This is a genomic window from Streptomyces sp. NPDC001153 (genome assembly GCF_053598315.1).
In genome coordinates, this window is the sequence record NZ_JBSFJZ010000041.1 from 34,039 (window position 1) to 48,905 (window position 14,867).

General features: G+C 71.5%; 18 protein-coding genes. 7 read left to right on the plus strand and 11 right to left on the minus strand.

Annotated features, from left to right (window positions below; genetic code table 11):
* Window positions 1-33: 33 nt before the first annotated feature.
* The 3 genes from ACWDEN_RS36000 to ACWDEN_RS36010 form a co-directional block, all read right to left on the minus strand.
* Entirely contained in the window at window positions 34-1,302 is a 1,269-nt protein-coding gene (locus ACWDEN_RS36000; protein WP_450862126.1) for an ATP-binding protein, read from the minus strand.
* A 119-nt stretch (window positions 1,303-1,421) separates the two neighbouring features.
* Window positions 1,422-2,285 carry a slipin family protein gene (locus tag ACWDEN_RS36005; RefSeq protein WP_069777874.1) on the minus strand — a complete coding sequence of 288 codons (864 nt, stop codon included), beginning with the start codon at window positions 2,283-2,285 and terminating at the stop codon, window positions 1,422-1,424.
* Between the two features lie 124 nt (window positions 2,286-2,409).
* The gene (locus tag ACWDEN_RS36010; RefSeq protein WP_351604831.1) at window positions 2,410-3,102 is read right to left on the minus strand and encodes a DUF5994 family protein; all 693 of its coding nucleotides are present in this window, start codon (window positions 3,100-3,102) and stop codon (window positions 2,410-2,412) included.
* 354 nt (window positions 3,103-3,456) lie between these two features.
* Here ACWDEN_RS36010 and ACWDEN_RS36015 point away from each other — a divergent pair, with 354 nt between their 5' ends.
* The gene (locus ACWDEN_RS36015; protein WP_351604828.1) at window positions 3,457-4,062 is read left to right on the plus strand and encodes a DUF5994 family protein; all 606 of its coding nucleotides are present in this window, start codon (window positions 3,457-3,459) and stop codon (window positions 4,060-4,062) included.
* A 62-nt stretch (window positions 4,063-4,124) separates the two neighbouring features.
* Here the strand turns inward: ACWDEN_RS36015 and ACWDEN_RS36020 are convergent, their stop codons facing one another.
* From ACWDEN_RS36020 to ACWDEN_RS36050, 7 genes are all read right to left on the minus strand, one after another.
* A complete protein-coding gene (locus tag ACWDEN_RS36020; protein ID WP_055707164.1) occupies window positions 4,125-5,366 on the minus strand; it encodes a PP2C family protein-serine/threonine phosphatase in 1,242 nt (413 codons plus the stop codon).
* 352 nt (window positions 5,367-5,718) lie between these two features.
* Entirely contained in the window at window positions 5,719-5,874 is a 156-nt protein-coding gene (locus ACWDEN_RS36025; RefSeq protein WP_099054839.1) for a DUF6131 family protein, read from the minus strand.
* Window positions 5,875-5,959: 85 nt separating this feature from the next.
* Window positions 5,960-6,568, minus strand: a complete 609-nt coding sequence (locus ACWDEN_RS36030; RefSeq protein WP_351604825.1) for an alkaline shock response membrane anchor protein AmaP — start codon at window positions 6,566-6,568, stop codon at window positions 5,960-5,962.
* 28 nt (window positions 6,569-6,596) lie between these two features.
* Window positions 6,597-7,223: a DUF6286 domain-containing protein gene (locus ACWDEN_RS36035; protein ID WP_234357808.1), complete on the minus strand. Its 627-nt coding sequence runs from the start codon at window positions 7,221-7,223 to the stop codon at window positions 6,597-6,599.
* Between the two features lie 112 nt (window positions 7,224-7,335).
* On the minus strand, window positions 7,336-7,743 hold the full coding sequence (locus ACWDEN_RS36040; protein WP_351604822.1) for an Asp23/Gls24 family envelope stress response protein: 408 nt from the start codon (window positions 7,741-7,743) through the stop codon (window positions 7,336-7,338).
* Window positions 7,740-7,907, minus strand: coding sequence for a hypothetical protein (locus ACWDEN_RS36045; protein ID WP_030645371.1), 168 nt, complete (start codon window positions 7,905-7,907; stop codon window positions 7,740-7,742). The genes ACWDEN_RS36040 and ACWDEN_RS36045 overlap by 4 nt, the downstream gene beginning before the upstream one ends.
* An 84-nt stretch (window positions 7,908-7,991) precedes the next feature.
* On the minus strand, window positions 7,992-8,483 hold the full coding sequence (locus ACWDEN_RS36050; RefSeq protein WP_450862130.1) for an Asp23/Gls24 family envelope stress response protein: 492 nt from the start codon (window positions 8,481-8,483) through the stop codon (window positions 7,992-7,994).
* Window positions 8,484-8,636: 153 nt separating this feature from the next.
* Here ACWDEN_RS36050 and ACWDEN_RS36055 point away from each other — a divergent pair, with 153 nt between their 5' ends.
* From ACWDEN_RS36055 to ACWDEN_RS36080, 6 genes are all read left to right on the plus strand, one after another.
* On the plus strand, window positions 8,637-9,212 hold the full coding sequence (locus ACWDEN_RS36055) for an RNA polymerase sigma factor (RefSeq protein WP_450862132.1): 576 nt from the start codon (window positions 8,637-8,639) through the stop codon (window positions 9,210-9,212).
* Complete coding sequence (locus ACWDEN_RS36060; RefSeq protein WP_351604817.1) at window positions 9,203-9,874, plus strand: Asp23/Gls24 family envelope stress response protein; 672 nt, start codon at window positions 9,203-9,205, stop codon at window positions 9,872-9,874. The genes ACWDEN_RS36055 and ACWDEN_RS36060 overlap by 10 nt, the downstream gene beginning before the upstream one ends.
* Entirely contained in the window at window positions 9,871-10,239 is a 369-nt protein-coding gene (locus ACWDEN_RS36065; RefSeq protein WP_450862134.1) for a hypothetical protein, read from the plus strand. The genes ACWDEN_RS36060 and ACWDEN_RS36065 overlap by 4 nt, the downstream gene beginning before the upstream one ends.
* Before the next feature lie 237 nt (window positions 10,240-10,476).
* Complete coding sequence (locus tag ACWDEN_RS36070; RefSeq protein ID WP_351813022.1) at window positions 10,477-11,394, plus strand: SDR family oxidoreductase; 918 nt, start codon at window positions 10,477-10,479, stop codon at window positions 11,392-11,394.
* A 260-nt stretch (window positions 11,395-11,654) separates the two neighbouring features.
* The gene (locus ACWDEN_RS36075) at window positions 11,655-12,968 is read left to right on the plus strand and encodes a PP2C family protein-serine/threonine phosphatase (RefSeq protein ID WP_351813025.1); all 1,314 of its coding nucleotides are present in this window, start codon (window positions 11,655-11,657) and stop codon (window positions 12,966-12,968) included.
* A 244-nt stretch (window positions 12,969-13,212) separates the two neighbouring features.
* The gene (locus ACWDEN_RS36080) at window positions 13,213-13,560 is read left to right on the plus strand and encodes a GAF domain-containing protein (protein WP_351555781.1); all 348 of its coding nucleotides are present in this window, start codon (window positions 13,213-13,215) and stop codon (window positions 13,558-13,560) included.
* A 406-nt stretch (window positions 13,561-13,966) separates the two neighbouring features.
* Here the strand turns inward: ACWDEN_RS36080 and ACWDEN_RS36085 are convergent, their stop codons facing one another.
* Window positions 13,967-14,314 (minus strand): ANTAR domain-containing protein, encoded by a 348-nt coding sequence (locus ACWDEN_RS36085; protein WP_330337002.1) that lies wholly within the window; start codon window positions 14,312-14,314, stop codon window positions 13,967-13,969.
* Window positions 14,315-14,867: the final 553 nt, after the last annotated feature.

Consider the following 14,867-nt stretch of genomic DNA (forward strand, 5'->3'; position numbering starts at 1 on the left):
CCGTCGCAGATCGACTCCCCATCGGCCTGGACGCTAGATGCGGGCGAACTCCTCCGTCTGCTGGGCGAAGTCCTGGGCCATGGCAGCGCTGACCGTGGGCTTGGTGTCGCGGATCGTGTCCAGGTAGTCGTCGGTGGTGGGGGTGGTCCGGGTTCCCGTGTCGAAGGTGCGCTCGAACTGGGCCTGGGAGACGGTGCGCGCCGCGTGGGCGATGTCGGCGGGGGTGAACCCCTCGCTGGCGGACGCGAGTACCGCGCTGTCGGCCCGCGCGCCCGCTCGGGCAAGGTAGCTCTCCCACAGCGCGGTCCTGGCGGTGTGGTCGGGAGGGCCGATCGGCAGCACGTAGTCGAAGCGGCCGTGCCGCAGGAACGCGGAGTCGAGCGTGGTCACGTTGTTCGTGGCGCAGACGAGCAGCCGTCCGTCCTGGCTTCGGAACCGGACGATCGCCTTGAGCAGTTCGTTGACGACGCCGACAGCAGTGGCGTCCGCGCCGCCGCGTTCGCCGGCGACCTCCTCGACCTCGTCGATGAAGACAAGGACGTGGTCGAGCCGGGCGATCTCGTCGAAGCGCCGGTTCAGCCCGGTCGCCAGGCCGTACTCGGCGGCCAGACGGGCGGGGAACAGTTCGAGGAAGGGCCATCCCAGGCGGCTGGCGATCGCGTGCGCGAACGTGCTCTTGCCGGTCCCGGGCGGGCCGAACAGCATCACCGCCCGTGGCAGTTCCACTCCGTGCTGGGCGGCCAGTTCGGGATGGGCCAGGGGCAGGACCAGGCGCCGCTCGATGAGCCGCTTCTCCCGTTGCATGCCCGCGACCTTCTGCCAGAGCCCCCCTGGCGGCAGCTCCGCTCCGAGCGAGGACAACGTGCCGGCCGACTGCGGGGTCACCGGTCCGCGTTTCTCGAAGAAGACCAGCCCGGGGCGGGCGCCGAAGTCGCAGTTGCGCAGGGCGGTGGCACCGGTCTCGCCCTCGGGCAGGGCGGCGTGCACCGCGCGGACGCCGGCGGCGAAGAGCCGTTGCTCAAGGGCGGTGATCAGGGCACTCCCCAGCCCGCGCTGCCGCCAGCCGGGCGCCATGCAGATGCGCAGGATCCATGCCCGTTCGCCCTCCACCCTGCTCACCGCGGCGCCGATCAGCACGTCGTCGGCCGTGGCCACCACGGCCGGGTGGCGGGTCTGGAGGGCCGTCACGGCGTCCGAGAGTGGGAAGAGCGGCGGCTCCTCGGTCGTGCCGCTCTGCATGTCGACACGGATCACCGCTTCGAGATCGTCCTGGGTGTAGTCCCTGACCCGCCAACCCGTCATGATCAGCTCCGCGTGTTCGGCCGTACCCCCATCATCAGCCGGTGCCCGGAGGACGCGCGCGACAGGCGACGGTCACGAATCCTCCCTGGCGCCACGGATCGCTCGGGCCGTGGTCGGCTTCACGCCGCGGTGCCGGGCGCGCTGCCTGCCGGGCTGAGGGACGTGTCGGTGCGGCCGGTGCCGGCCGGTGGCGCTGCCGCGGCGGGTGCGGCGGCAGCGGTTTCCCGGGCGAGGAAGGAGCCGAGCTCGCCGATCGTGCTCATGAGGGGGGCCGGGAAGACGACGGTGGTGTTCTGGTCGACACCGATCTCCACCAGGCTCTGGAGATTGCGCAGTTGAAGCGCCAGGGGGTGGGCCATCATGGTGTCCGAGGCGTCGCCGAGCGCGGCTGCGGCCAGGGACTCGCCCTCCGCGTTGATGATCTTCGCTCGCTTCTCCCGCTCGGCCTCGGCCTGGCGGGCCATGGCGCGCTTCATGGTGTCGGGCAGCTGGATGTCCTTGAGCTCGACCAGGGTGACCTGCACACCCCAGTCGACGGTGGTGACGTCCAGGATCTGGCGGATGTCCAGGTTGATACGGTCCGTCTCCGACAGCGTCTCGTCGAGCGTGTGCCGGCCGACGACCTTCCGCAGGGTGGTCTGGGCGATCTGGTTGATCGCCGCGTTGACGTTCTCCACGGCGACGACCGACTTCACGGCGTCGACGACCCGGAAGTAGGCGACCGCCGACACGTCCACGCTCACGTTGTCCCGGGTGATGATGCCCTGGGACTGGATCGGCATGGTGACGACCCGCAGCGACACCCGGTGCAGGGCGTCGACGAACGGGATGATGAACCGCAGTCCCGGGGAGCGTGTTCCGACGAGTCGGCCGAAGCGGAACAGCACTCCCTTCTCGTACTGCTTGACGACCTTCACGGACAGGGCGAGGGCCAGGACGGCCAGAAGACCGATCACGACGATGAGAACGATCAGGGCTTGCATGTACTGCTCCTCGGGACGAGGACCACGTGGGGCGGAGACTCGCCGGTCGAGACCCCTGCATGTGCCTGCGCCGGCTCGTGAGGCAGGTCCGAAACCCGTGAAGGCACCGGTCGTGGCGGCCGTCTCACATGCCGATGACCAGGCGACTGGCGCGATCCGTCCCTGCCGGAACGGCCGCTGAGGCGGGGCCGTCCTCCTCGTGCTTCCCTGCCTCGTCGGGTTCGAGTGGCCGGTCGGCGGCGGAGATGGCGTGCCGGGTCTCGTCCGCGGCCATGAGAGCGCTTGCGGTCAGCGGTGGGCCGTCGTAGTCGGACGCGGCCGCCATCAGGCGGGCCGCCGACTTCGTCTCGGTCTCGGGTGGGATGACCAGCAGGTCCCAGCGGCCGGTGCCGTAGGAGAGCAGCAGCAGCTTGTGCGGGTCGATCTCCGGGGTGAACCATCCGACCTTGACGACATGACCGCCCACGGGGATCTCGTGCGGGATGACCGGCCAGTACTTCGGGTTGACGGCGATGCGGGTGATGCGGCCCCACAGAGGGTCCAGCACATCGGTCAGTGCGGGCAGCTCGCTCAGCAGGTCCCGGGAGCGGGGCCACCAGGCACCGTCCAGGAGGCCGCGCGACGGGCCGTCGGTCTTCAGCGCGAGACGCGCGGCCGGGGCTGCGACGGGCTCGTGGTCTGGCAGGAGTTGGTGCAAGGTCGCCGACATGATGCGGACCCGTCTCCGGGCCGCCTTGGCGGCGCCCCGGGTTTCGTCTCTCGCCGAGAACGACCCGGCGTGGAAGCCGGTGTGCGAAATGCCCTCGGTGCTGTCCACGGTACTCCGCACACGCCGGGGCGGTTGTGGAGACGCCGCCGCATTCGGTGAAGCGGCTGTCGATACCGGCGGGAAGTGGGCTGAGGGCGCCGGGGCACGTCGTACGCCGGCTACCGGACCGGTCTCACGCCCGACGGCTCGCATGCCCTGGCCGGCACTCCTTGGCTGTATTGCGCGGGAGGTTTTCCTCGTGTTCCGTTCAACCCCTCGCTCCGCATCGGTCCGCCGGGCGCGGGCGAGGAGTATCCTGGTGATTACCGAGAGCATCTCGTACACCGGCTTCCACGCCGGGTCGTTCTCGGCGATTCATGGCAACCGGGTCGGCCGTGACCGGCCCGGGGTTGGGTCCGCGTCATGACCGCGACCATTCCGTTCACACCCGCAGTCGGAGACCGGGCCCCTTCTTCGTCACCGCTCCGACTCACGCTGGCGCGGGCCGGCGCCCCTCCGGCCCTGATCGACGGTGCCTGGTGGCCCCGTTCGCGCAACCTGACGGAGGAGCTCCCGGCGCTCGTCGAATGTCTCGACCCGCTGTGGGGGCGGATCACCCGGATAGCGGTGAGCCGCACGTTGTGGCCGGTCATCCCGGGTGAAGTGCCCGCGCACGGCCACATGGTGCGCGTCGGCTGGTCCAACGCCGGGCAGGACCCGCACAAGCTGTTGCTGCTGTCCCACACCTTCGGCCGCTGGGACCTGCTGGTGATCCCACCGGAGACAGCCCCGGCCACCGCAGCCCGGCTCATGGCCACGGCCACCGACCCGTCGCGGAGCCTCACGGCGACCGGCCTGATCCATGAGGCCGAACGTTTCCGGGCCGCGGCAGAGGCAGCGGCCGACTCGGACTCGCTCCGGGAGGCGGTCTGGGACTCCGAAGGCGGACACGACGCCCCCCACTCCGCCTCACGCACTCCTGACGGACCGGTCACCCGTCACGTGCCCACCGCGGCAGCAGGAGTGTGAGAGATCGGCGGTGGGGGAAAGGCTGCGTGCCGTCGGCCTTTCCCTGGGGGTGGGAGGCCGGCTCACTCCGGGAGGGCGAGGTCGTCGGTGGCGCTCCCGCGCCATTCGATCAGCAGGAGCGTCGCATCGTCCGTCGTGATCCCGCCCCGCGCCCGTTGCAGCGTGTGGGAGAGGGAGCGCGCCACCGTCCGGATCTGTTGGGCCGTGGGCTCAAGGCGGTTCACCCACCCGATGAGCTGCTCCTCACTGAATTCCTCACCGCCGACATCGCGCTCCTCTATCAGTCCGTCGGTGAAGCACAGGATCCGGTCGCCGGGGATGAGAGCCACTTCACTGATCCGGGGCTCGTGACCGCCGAAGCCGACGGGCAGCGTCGTCGGGCCCTGCAGCCGTCGTACGACACGGTGTCCACGGATCAACAGAGGAGCGGGATGTCCGGCGTTGACCCACTGAAGCCTGCCCGTTGCCGTGTTGAGCCGCATCATCTGAGCGGTCACGAAGTGGTCGGGGCCGAACTGATCGGCGACGGCCCGGTCCATGAACGTATAGATCTCCGACAGGCCGACGCTGATGCGCCGGGCATGCCGGTAGGCTCCGATGACCACCGTGGCCATCGTGGCGGCGTCCAGTCCGTGGCCCATCGCGTCGACCATGGCCACATGCAGGACATCGCCGTTGAGGGCGTAGTCGAAGCTGTCGCCGGCCACGTCGTAGGCGGGTTCCAGCATCCCGGCCAGCTCGACCCGGGGCGTGGACATCGCCAGCGGTGGCAGCAGCGACCACTGGATCTCCGCCGCCACACTCATCGGTTCTCTGCGGCGCAGCCGGAAGAACAGATCGGTGTAACCGTGCTTGGTCACCAGCATGTCGGCCACGAGCGAGGCGAGCCTGCGCAGCAGCCGTCGCTCGTCGTCGTGGACGCGGTCCAGGGTGACGGCCAGGACGCCCACCTGGTCGCCACCGTCCAGCAGGGGCATATAGACCCGTACACCGCCGGCCTGCGGCACCTCGACGGGACGCGCCTCCTGGAAGGCACGACCGGCATCGGAGCCGTCGATCGGCTGCGGTTCCCCGGCTGCCAGCCCGTCGCCCGGCAGGGGGACGAGCCACACCTGGCCGTAGTCCTGCAGGAAGAGCGAGGTCTCGCGGCCGTCGAGCCTGCCGATCTGCCGTGCGACGAGCGGACCGAGCTGGTGCGGCGGCAGCTCGTGCCCCTGGTCCAGCAGGATTCCCAGAAACTCCTCCCCGAAGCGCTCCGACCGGGTGGAGCCTTCCGCGGGTCCTTGCCCCTCACCGCCCGTCATCGCCGTGGCCCGGGGGGGACGTTCTGGCGGATCTTCACGAAGGTGCTGTGCATACGAACTCCCGACGGAGACTCACCGGTCGACGCGGTGGGGAACTCCCGCCCGGATCGTGGGGGTCGATCCACCGACTCCCCATCGAGTCGGCCGTGCGCTCGTGCGGCGAGGACCGGCACAACGGCCACCGGGCGCGCCCCGGCCGAGCCGCGGCGGCTGGTCAGCACCGGCGGCGGCCTCAGCCGGATCGACCTCTTCGCCGTCGTCGTCCGCCGCCGCGAACATCTTGGTGGGGTCCGCGCCGTCTGCCGGCCTGCCCGCAGCATGGATCACTGCCCTGCAGGGCAACCGACCCCGCCTACCAGTAGTGGCGTCGACCGGCGACGGCGTGTCCCATCGCGCCGAGGATCCACAGGATGGCTCCCACGACCAGCAGGATGATCCCGATGGTCCACAGGATGGACAGGCCGGTGAGGAAGCCGACGACGAGCAGAATGACGCCCAGGATGATCATGATCTCTCCTTCGGGGAGTGGTGCCGGCGCGCCCGCGAACTGCTATGGGCCGCAAGGGCGTCGGCGGGAACGGCCGATCTCCTCCTCACTCCACGCGGTGTGGTCCGTGGCGGCTGACCTGTAGGCGGACCTCGGTTGGCATGTCGGTGAGGCCGGTGGACCGACGCGCGGTGCCGATCGGGCCTTCGCACAGGGCACCGAGAGTGGCGCCGGGCGTGCCCTCGGGGGTGAGGGTGAGCTTGATGCGGGTGCGGTGGCGGCCCGGTCGGCCGGTGATGACTACGGCCGCATGGCCTACCCCTGGCAGGGCACCGGCTTCGTTCGCGATCGCTTCGCTGAGTGCGTGGTCGCGCAGTTCGACGCCTTCCTGCGGGGGTGTGCCGCCGACGGGCAGTGAGCCGGGGCGGTGTCGGCTCAGCTGGGCGAGCAGCCACCACAGGGCGAGCAGGGCGGTGAGGACGAGGGCGGCGATGACCGCGGGCCACCACCACCAGCCCTGGCTGCTCCAGCGTGCCCGGTCGGCGGGGCCGAGCAGGACGTCGGCCGGGGTGGTCAGGGGCCAGCCGGCGGGTGGGGCCAGATCGTGCCGCCGGTAGAGGTCGAGCCCGGCGAAGAGGATGAGCAGTCCGCCGCCGAGGAGGACCAGTCCGGCGAGGGCCAGCAGACTGCGGTTGAGAGCCGATCGCGGCGTCATGGCGGGCTCCGGTGCTGCGGGTCTTGTGTCAGCGGGTGCGTCGCCGCGTCCGTACGGCGATGCGGGGAGGACGGGCGAGGGCAAGCCGGTCGCGCTCCTCGTCGAGGACGGCGGTGAGGTCGTCCTTCACCTGTCGGGGGTCTCGGAAGCGGACGTCCGCGCGGGCTTTGATGCGGTGGCGGCCCACCAGGACGTGCGCCGCGCCGACTCCGGGGACCCGCATGGCGGCGTCGCGCAGCAGGACGGCGGCGCTGTTGCGGTCCACGAAGGCCCGCAGTCGCGGGCAGCCGGCGGGTGAGCGCAGGGGCAGCCAGCGTCGCTGACCGGGGGTGAGGGCCAGGACGATCAGCCAGACGCCGACGGCGGCGGCCACGGCGGCCCCCGTCAGCATCCATACGTCGTCCACCGGGCGGGTCGCCAGTTCGTCGGCCAGGTGCCGTCGCCAGGCCGTGGCCGGACGTCCCGCCCGTACGGCGACGACGTCGACGAGCGTCGCGACCGCGGCCACGAGGATCACCGCGGCGACCAGCGCCGCCGTGACGCTGCGCGCCGACCACTTGCGACGGGTTCGGTGCCCTCCTTCGTGCTCACCGGCTGTGAGGTCCGAGGGGGACACGTCGCGTTCGGGAGGATCGGGCTCCTTCGTCAGCGGCACTGCGGCACGGTGCCCGGACGACGCGGAGCCGCGGCCCGGGGGATGTGGACCGGATGTCATCACGATCGCCCTTCCTGCACGGCGTGCCCGGTGACCCGGGCCGCCCGGCCGCTCACCGGACCCGCCCCCGGCTCGGGTCGGTGGCGGTCACCAGCCGCCGGACGGTGAGGAGGACCTCTCCCACTCGCAGCCCGGTCAGCTGGGCGACCCGTTCGGCGACGTCCCGCTGGATCCGCTCGCAGACACGCGGGATGTCCGTGGGGTAGGGCAGGTCCATGGTCAGATGCAGGCGCACCGATCCGGTACGGACGGCGGCGGAGGCTTGGGGTGCCGCAGGTCCGCCCCGATCGGGCGGTACCGCGGCGCGCCGCGCCTGCGCCGCGCGCGCGGCCTGCGCGGCGATACGGGCGACCACCCTGTCCGGGATGACGGTGGCGCCCCGCTCGGCCGGGGGCGGCAGCCCGGCGGCCGGCGCCGGCGGGCCCGACCCCTCACCGGGGGAACCGGGCCGGGTCTTCACCGCTGCCTCCGTGTCCGGAGGTCCAGGTCGCCCTGTACGACGAGGCCGACGATCAGCCCCGCCGCACCCAGGACCAGCACCAGCAGAAACGCCCAGAAGCCGCCGAAGTAGCCGGCGAAGCCGAGGGCCATGCCGGCCGCGAGTCCCGTCGTTGCTGTGTTCATCTCGCACTCACCCGTCTCGCGAGCGTCCCTCTCGCCGTGATCATCCGCTCGGGCCCGAGGACACGGCGGTGCTCCCGGCAGCGGTCATCTCACGCGGCCCTCGTCCAGTTCGGTCTGTTCCTCCTCGTCGTCGGGCAGGTGGACGTCGTCGACGGCGATGTTCACCTCCACGACCTCCAGGCCCGTCATCCGCTCCACGGCGCTGATGACATTGACGCGTACGCCGCCCGCGACGTCGACGATGGAGACGCCGTACTCGACGACGACGTCCAGGTCCACCGCGGCCTGCCGTTCCCCGACCTCGACCTTGACGCCGCGGGTGACCGCTCCGCCTCCGCCTGCGCCGGGGACGCGTTCCCGCATGGCTCCGAAGGCGCGGGCCATGCCCGCGCCCAGGCTGTGGATGCCCGGTACCTCGCGGGCGGCCATGCCCGCGATCTTGGCCACCACACCGTCCGCGATGGTGGTCCTGCCCCGTGTCTCGGCCGGAGCCCCGGCCCCGGTGCGGCCCTTGAGCGCGCTCACGCCCGCTTCGGGCCGGCTGCCCCCGCCGACGCTGGTGATGTTGTCCGTCATGGCGGTCGCCTCGATCGGTCGGCCGGACACCGGAATGGCGCCCGTCGAACGTTGGACATACCGGGCGGCACAATCCTCACGCGTCTGGCATGTGATGTGCGTCACAACTCGTATCAGGGGTACACGCTCGTTCCGAGCCTGCGTGGGAGCGTCATGATCGAACGCACTGCTTCCCCACGACTGGGGTGCGACCTGCCCGACCGCCTGCTGGCGGTACGGGCGGCCGAGGGAGACGAGGACTCCTTCGCCGTTCTCGTCCAGCGGCACAGCCGGTCCCTCCTGACCCTGGCCCGCTGCATGCTGGGCAACCCCCAGGACGCCGAAGAGGCCGTTCAGGACGCCTTCGTCAGCGCCTGGCGCCACCTGCCGGAATACCGCCACAGGGCGGAGTTCCGCACCTGGATGTACCGGATCACCGTCAACCGCTGCCAGACCATGTGCCGCCGCCGACCGCCGCCCCTCCCCCTGGACGCCGTCGCCGAACCCGCGGCGGGCGACGCGTGGAGCCAGCCCGCCCGGACCGCCGAGCAGGACGCGGCCACGGCCGCCCTGTCCCGCGCACTCGCCGAGCTGGACGCCGGACAGCGGGTCTGCTGGATCATGCGGGAGGTGCAGGGCCTGCCCTACAAGGAGATAGCGCACGTGACGCGTACCGGCGAGCAGACGGTACGCGGCAGACTGTTCAGGGCACGCCGATCCCTGCAGGAGGCGATGGGCCCATGGCGCTAGACGACCCGCACACGCGGCCTCCCGAACCGCCCGGAGCCGACGGGCCCCGCAACGGCTGGGCCGCCGCCGACGTGCCCCCGATCGCAGGCGATGAGGTACTGCCCTGCGGCCGCCTGCTCAGCCGGGTCTGGGAACAGGCACGGGACGCACCACCGGCCGCGGACCCGCACCCGGTGTCCTGTCCATACTGCCGAGAGGCGGTCGAGGGACTGGCCACGGTGAACGCGGCCGCCCGGACGCTGCGCGACGAGGACCCTCCGGGCCTGCACGCACTCGCCGACCGGGTCATGGACATCGTCAGGGCAGAGGTCCGGTTCGGGCGGCTGCTGCCCCTGGCCGACCCCGACCGGGACCTGCGGATCGCCGAGAGCGCCGCGGCCAAGGTGCTGAGGCGGGCCGCGGACACGGTCCCCGGTGCCAGGGCCGCGACCTGCCGGCTCGTACCCGAGGGCAACGGCACCGACGTGCGGGTGACCATGACCCTGGCCGCCGCCCTCGACCGCCCGCTGCCCGACCGGGTCCACCAGGTACGCCGATCGGTCCTCCACTCGGCCGGACAGGACCTGGGGCTCACGGTGACAGCCGTCGACATCACCGTGGCCGACGTACTGGAACCGGGACCGACCTTTGGTCCCCGCCTCCCGACGGGCGGTGGCGCATGATGACCGCCACCGGCACCACCGCGCTCCTCGGCGTCGCGGCCGAGGCAGCCCTCGCGGTTCCTGGCGTGGCCGCCCTGCAACCCCGCCTCGCCCGGCGCCTCGCGGCAGCCGCCGCGCCCACCCGGGCGGACACCACGCCACCCGAGGCCGGCATACGCGCCGACCGGGCGCCGGACGGTTCGGGATGGCACATCGAGGTGCGCTGCGTCCTGACGGAGGATCGGCGGGCGCTGGACATCGCCCGAAACGTCCACGACCGGGTGACAGACGCCCTCATCACCCACCTCGCCACCCACGGTGCCGCGGAGCCGGTCACCGTCGCGGTCACGGTGACCGGTATTGCCGCCTGGCGCGACGCGGCATGAGCGGCGGCGCGGGCACGGGCCCCGCGAACCGTCGTTCGGCAAGCAGCAGGTCGCCGACCGTGGGAGCACGCTGCTCCCGTCCGGAAGTCCTACATGGGCGGTCGCGGCTCAAGCCTCGATGCCGCCGACGATCCAGCCCTCGTGCGCGGTGACCGGCTGTGAGTTACGGGTACGCGGGGAGGCGGCCGACCACGCGGGGAGGCGGCCGACCACGGCAGCGGGAGAGATGAGGGTCGCATGCGTACTGTCCTCGGCAGCCGCCCGCCTCCCGCCATGCGCGACGGCCCACTGCGGGGCCGGGTCGCTGTGGTCACGGGGGCGGCGCGCGGCGTCGGCGAGGCACTGGTGCGGCGCCTGTCCGCGGAGGGCATGCGGATCGCTCTGCTCGGTCGTGAGGAGGAGACGCTGTCCCAGGTGGCGGCGTCACTGGCCGTCATGACCGTCTGCATCGAGGCGGACGTGACCGATCAGGCCGCCCTCGACAGGGCTGCGCGGCAGGTCGAGGAGCGGCTCGGACCGGCCGGCGTCGTCGTGGCCAACGCCGGCATCGCCGTCGGCGGCCCCTTCACCCGCACCGAGGCCGAGCTGTGGCGACGCGTCGTCGACGTCAACCTGGTCGGGGCGGCGAACACCGCCAGGGCCTTCCTTCCCCAACTCACGCGGACCGGAGGTTACTTCCTCCAGATCGCCTCGACCGCCGCGTTCGGCTCCGCTCCGATGATGAGCGCGTACTGCGCGTCCAAGGCAGGCGCGGAGTCCTTCGCCCTGGCGCTGCGCGGTGAGGTCGCCCCCGAGGGGGTCGCCGTCGGCATCGCCTACCTGCACTGGACCGGCACCGACATGATCGCCGGAATGGACGAGCACCCGGTGCTGAGAGTCCTCCGCCGACACCAGCCGCCCTTCGCTCGGCGGGTCCACAGTCCCGCACAGGTGGCCGACTGGCTCGCCACCGGCATCACACACCGTGCCCGGAGCATCTACGCGCCCCCGTGGCTACGCTGGTGCCAGCCCTTGCGGCCGCTCTTCCCGTTCGTGGTCGGCCGCATCGCCCGACGCGAACTGCGGGAGGGATCGACCGACGAACTCGGGGCCGAGGCCAACGTGCTCGGGGCGGGCGGCCGTGCCGACTGGATGTCGGTCAGGCCCGAGACCTGACCCACGACGGGGGCCGGAGGCGTCCAGAGGGTGTCCGACAGGCCGTGCGACGTCCGCGCATGCTGCGATCGTAGAGCGAGAGCCGGCCGGACCGGCCGATCAGAACGCTCGGTAACACGCCGGAAGCACGAGACTCGGCCCCGGGGAGACCGTAAGGACATGCCCGGGCCCCTGCCGTATACGGACGCGGTGGACTGCCCGGGGAGTGGTTTCCCAGGGCGGAAGCGGCCGTAGAGCCCCCAAGCGGGTAGGTGGTCGCCATGGACGAGGATGACGCGGACGCGGCGCTGCGAGCGGCGCTCGACCAGCTGGCGTTCGCCACCCGGAGCGCGGCGGCGCTGTCGAGCACGCTGGACGCGGTCGAGGGGCTCAGGCGGGTGTGCCGCGTGCTGGTGCCGGGACTGGCCGACTGGTCCGCGGCCGACCTGATGGACGAGGACGGCGCCGTCGAGCGGGTCTGTGTCTCGCACCGTGACCCCAATGCCGCCCTGACCGGCCTGACGGGACCGTTGCCGCCGGTGCCGGAGACGGCGACAGGCCCGCTGTCCCGGGTGCTTCGCGGCGCCGGCCCGCTGCTGTTGTCGGCCGGGCGGCTGCCGACCGCGCAGGAGGCGTCCGATCCGCTGCACACGGCAACCATGCAACCGTTCGCGCGACTCGGGGGAGACTCCGTGATCGTGGCACCCTTGCGGGCACGCGGGAGAGTGCTGGGTGCGCTGACCCTGGTCCGGGGCGAGGGACACCCGCCGTGGGCCGAGGCTGACCTGGAACTGGTCGAGGACCTGACCCACCGCATCGCGCTGGCCCTCGACAACGCCAGGCTCTACGCCGAGACCCAGGCCGTCGCCGAGCGCCTCCAGCGCTCCCTGCTGCCGGACCTGCCCGTCGTACCGGGTCTGCGCATCACCGCCCGCTACTCCCCGGCGCTCGCCACCGCGCAGATCGGCGGTGACTGGTACGACAGCTTCGTCCTGCCGGAAAGCGGTGACACCACTTTGATCATCGGCGACGTCACCGGCCACGATCTGCATGCCGCCGTGACCATGAGCCAGATCCGGAACATGCTGCGTGGCATCGCCTGCGACCGTCGGGAGCCGCCCGGCATGATCCTGCGCCGCCTGGACGTCGCAGTCGACGCCCTCTACGGCCACCGCACCGCCACCTGCGTGTACGCACTGCTCAAGGGCCAGGAAGGAGGGCCGTACCAGCTGGAATGGGCGAGTGCCGGACATCCGCCACCCCTGCTGGTCACCGCGGACGGCGGCACCACCTACCTCTGGAAAGCACACGGCCTCCTGCTGGGCGTCGACCCGCACGCCGAACGGCCCAGTGCCTGCCTGCCCCTGCCCGAGGGCAGCACCCTGCTGTTGTACACGGACGGCTTGATCGAACGGCGCGGCGAATCCATGGATCACGGCATGACCCGGCTCCGGCAGCGCGCTGCCGCCCTGGTCGGCCAGGACCTCGACGAGCTGAGCGACGAGCTGATGAACGGACTCGTGGCAGGGGCCCACGACGACATCGCCCTGCTCGCCCTGCGACTGCCACGGCCGGGAGACGGCGTCTCGCCCTGAGGCCAGGCAGTGCAGGCCGTACGCGATGATCCTGCGACCGTGACACCTAGGTGCGCGCGCCGGCAAGGAGACACCGCAAGAGCCCGGATCATGTACGGGGGCCTGCCGAGCAGCGAGGAGGGCGAGGCGGCCACCCGTGGGCCAGGAGATCGACACTCACGTCAGCAGCCATCCGAGTCCGTCCGGCCAGGCGTCTTGCGGACGCGGTCAACCGCATCGCCGGGCCGGATGAGCGGACCGGCGGCTGGTTTCCCCACCGCGCCCGGGCCGCCGCTCCCCGGCTTCCGGGGCTCCGCCTGTCCGGCAGCACAAGCCCGACGGCTCCGCAGGGCGCGGTCCTCGGCGCGGGGCTGCGCCGCGTACTGGAGATCACCGAGACCGCCATGGGCCATGTGCGGCTCGCCGATGTTCCCGGCACGTGATCCTGCACGCCGGCAGCCGCGCTTGTCACAGCATCCCGCTGCTCGACGAGCGTGGTGCCTTGCTGGGAGTGATCTCGACGCATCACGCCCGGCCCATCGCCGGATTCACCCGCAGCCAGCTCGCGGCCCTGCGCGAAACCGCCGACGTGGTGGGCAGCTGGCTGGCATGACACCGACGCACCGTCATCCCGGGCGCCCTGGAGGATCTCCAGCGCACAGGTCCCAGGCGTACTGAGCGGCTGTTCGGCCCGCGCCGGCCTGCCGCCCGGTGCCGGTACGCGGCCTCGGCGGGCACCGGCCGCGTACATACGGCGTCTCGCTCAGCGCATGACGCAGACGAGAACGGACCGGCTACGACGTTGTCCCGAGCGGCGTTCCGGTTTGGCCCCGGCGCTTCGTAGCGTGCGTGATCAGCGACCGCCGGAAAGTCTGGCGTGCGACGTTTTGGTCAGATGGGTGCGGGGACACGTTGAGCGGAGGTCGCGTCGCGTGCGGGTTCGGAAGTGAGCTGGCATTCAACTCGTCCGCCCGCCCTGCCGTCCGGCTCAGAACGCGGGCGGCAGAGCTGTGCTGCGTTCAGATGGACCGTGCGGTGGCCAGTGCCTTGTCCAGGGAGGTGCGGATCTCGTCGGGCAGCTGTTCGCCGTGTACCCAGTCCACGATCAGTTCGCAGACCTGCCGCAGTTTCGTATTGGTGTGCTGTGAGACCTCTCGTAGCACTTGGAAGCCCTGCACGGGACGCAGGCCACCGAGGGCGATGACCACACCGATCGCTTGGTCCACCACGGTGTGGGAGACGACGGCCTCCTGCAGCTGACTGATTTCCGTCTGCAACTCGCTGATCTTGTTCAGGAGCGGTGTCCGTGGCGGAACCAAGTCCCCCTCGAGCCGCATCGGGGTGCCGTTCAGAGAGTCTTCCATCATGATCACATCCCAGACCTCGGGTTTCCCGTCCGGGCCGCCGGTGCCGTACGGAATTGCGAGGACGACAGTTCGACTATTACCCCAGGTTGCCGTTCTCGTGCATCCCGTTCCACGGCGCGCACCGGCCGGTGGAGCGGAGCTCACTCGGGGTTCCACTCGGCCATGACGGTGGGACCTGCCCGTCGGACGATCAGTACCGCTCGGATCGCGGGATGTGCCGTCCATGGTCGCGGGTGGCTGCCGGCGCGCCTGATCCGGGCGGAGGACTGTTCGACCATCAGATACCGGGGCAGGATCACGAGGCCGGGTGTCGTCCTGGCTCGGCTGACCGTCTTCAGAGTCGGTTCGAGGGTCTCCGGTGGGGGCGCGGACGGCCGTGCGTTCGGAGTGCATCAACCGCAGCCGGAAGAAGACGTCTTGATCGCGGCGTCCCAGAGCATCCCCTCCTCCCGGGGCCCTGCGCACGACCGGTCGCGGCTTCGATTGAGCGCCTGTCGCACATCGCGGCAGGCATTCGGGTGTGGGTGGGGGACTCGGGAGGGGGACCCGGAGG

What these genes read in the sequence shown, in the direction of transcription:
- ACWDEN_RS36000 (WP_450862126.1), bottom strand. Translation starts at nt 1,302, where the DNA reads ATGACGGGTTGGCGGGTCAGGGACTACACCCAGGACGATCTCGAAGCG.
- ACWDEN_RS36005 (WP_069777874.1), bottom strand. Translation starts at nt 2,285, where the DNA reads ATGCAAGCCCTGATCGTTCTCATCGTCGTGATCGGTCTTCTGGCCGTC.
- ACWDEN_RS36015 (WP_351604828.1), top strand. Translation starts at nt 3,457, where the DNA reads ATGACCGCGACCATTCCGTTCACACCCGCAGTCGGAGACCGGGCCCCT.
- ACWDEN_RS36020 (WP_055707164.1), bottom strand. Translation starts at nt 5,366, where the DNA reads ATGACGGGCGGTGAGGGGCAAGGACCCGCGGAAGGCTCCACCCGGTCG.
- ACWDEN_RS36025 (WP_099054839.1), bottom strand. Translation starts at nt 5,874, where the DNA reads ATGATCATCCTGGGCGTCATTCTGCTCGTCGTCGGCTTCCTCACCGGC.
- ACWDEN_RS36030 (WP_351604825.1), bottom strand. Translation starts at nt 6,568, where the DNA reads ATGACGCCGCGATCGGCTCTCAACCGCAGTCTGCTGGCCCTCGCCGGA.
- ACWDEN_RS36045 (WP_030645371.1), bottom strand. Translation starts at nt 7,907, where the DNA reads ATGAACACAGCAACGACGGGACTCGCGGCCGGCATGGCCCTCGGCTTC.
- ACWDEN_RS36050 (WP_450862130.1), bottom strand. Translation starts at nt 8,483, where the DNA reads ATGACGGACAACATCACCAGCGTCGGCGGGGGCAGCCGGCCCGAAGCG.
- ACWDEN_RS36055 (WP_450862132.1), top strand. Translation starts at nt 8,637, where the DNA reads ATGATCGAACGCACTGCTTCCCCACGACTGGGGTGCGACCTGCCCGAC.
- ACWDEN_RS36060 (WP_351604817.1), top strand. Translation starts at nt 9,203, where the DNA reads ATGGCGCTAGACGACCCGCACACGCGGCCTCCCGAACCGCCCGGAGCC.
- ACWDEN_RS36065 (WP_450862134.1), top strand. Translation starts at nt 9,871, where the DNA reads ATGATGACCGCCACCGGCACCACCGCGCTCCTCGGCGTCGCGGCCGAG.
- ACWDEN_RS36070 (WP_351813022.1), top strand. Translation starts at nt 10,477, where the DNA reads ATGCGTACTGTCCTCGGCAGCCGCCCGCCTCCCGCCATGCGCGACGGC.
- ACWDEN_RS36075 (WP_351813025.1), top strand. Translation starts at nt 11,655, where the DNA reads ATGGACGAGGATGACGCGGACGCGGCGCTGCGAGCGGCGCTCGACCAG.
- ACWDEN_RS36085 (WP_330337002.1), bottom strand. Translation starts at nt 14,314, where the DNA reads ATGATGGAAGACTCTCTGAACGGCACCCCGATGCGGCTCGAGGGGGAC.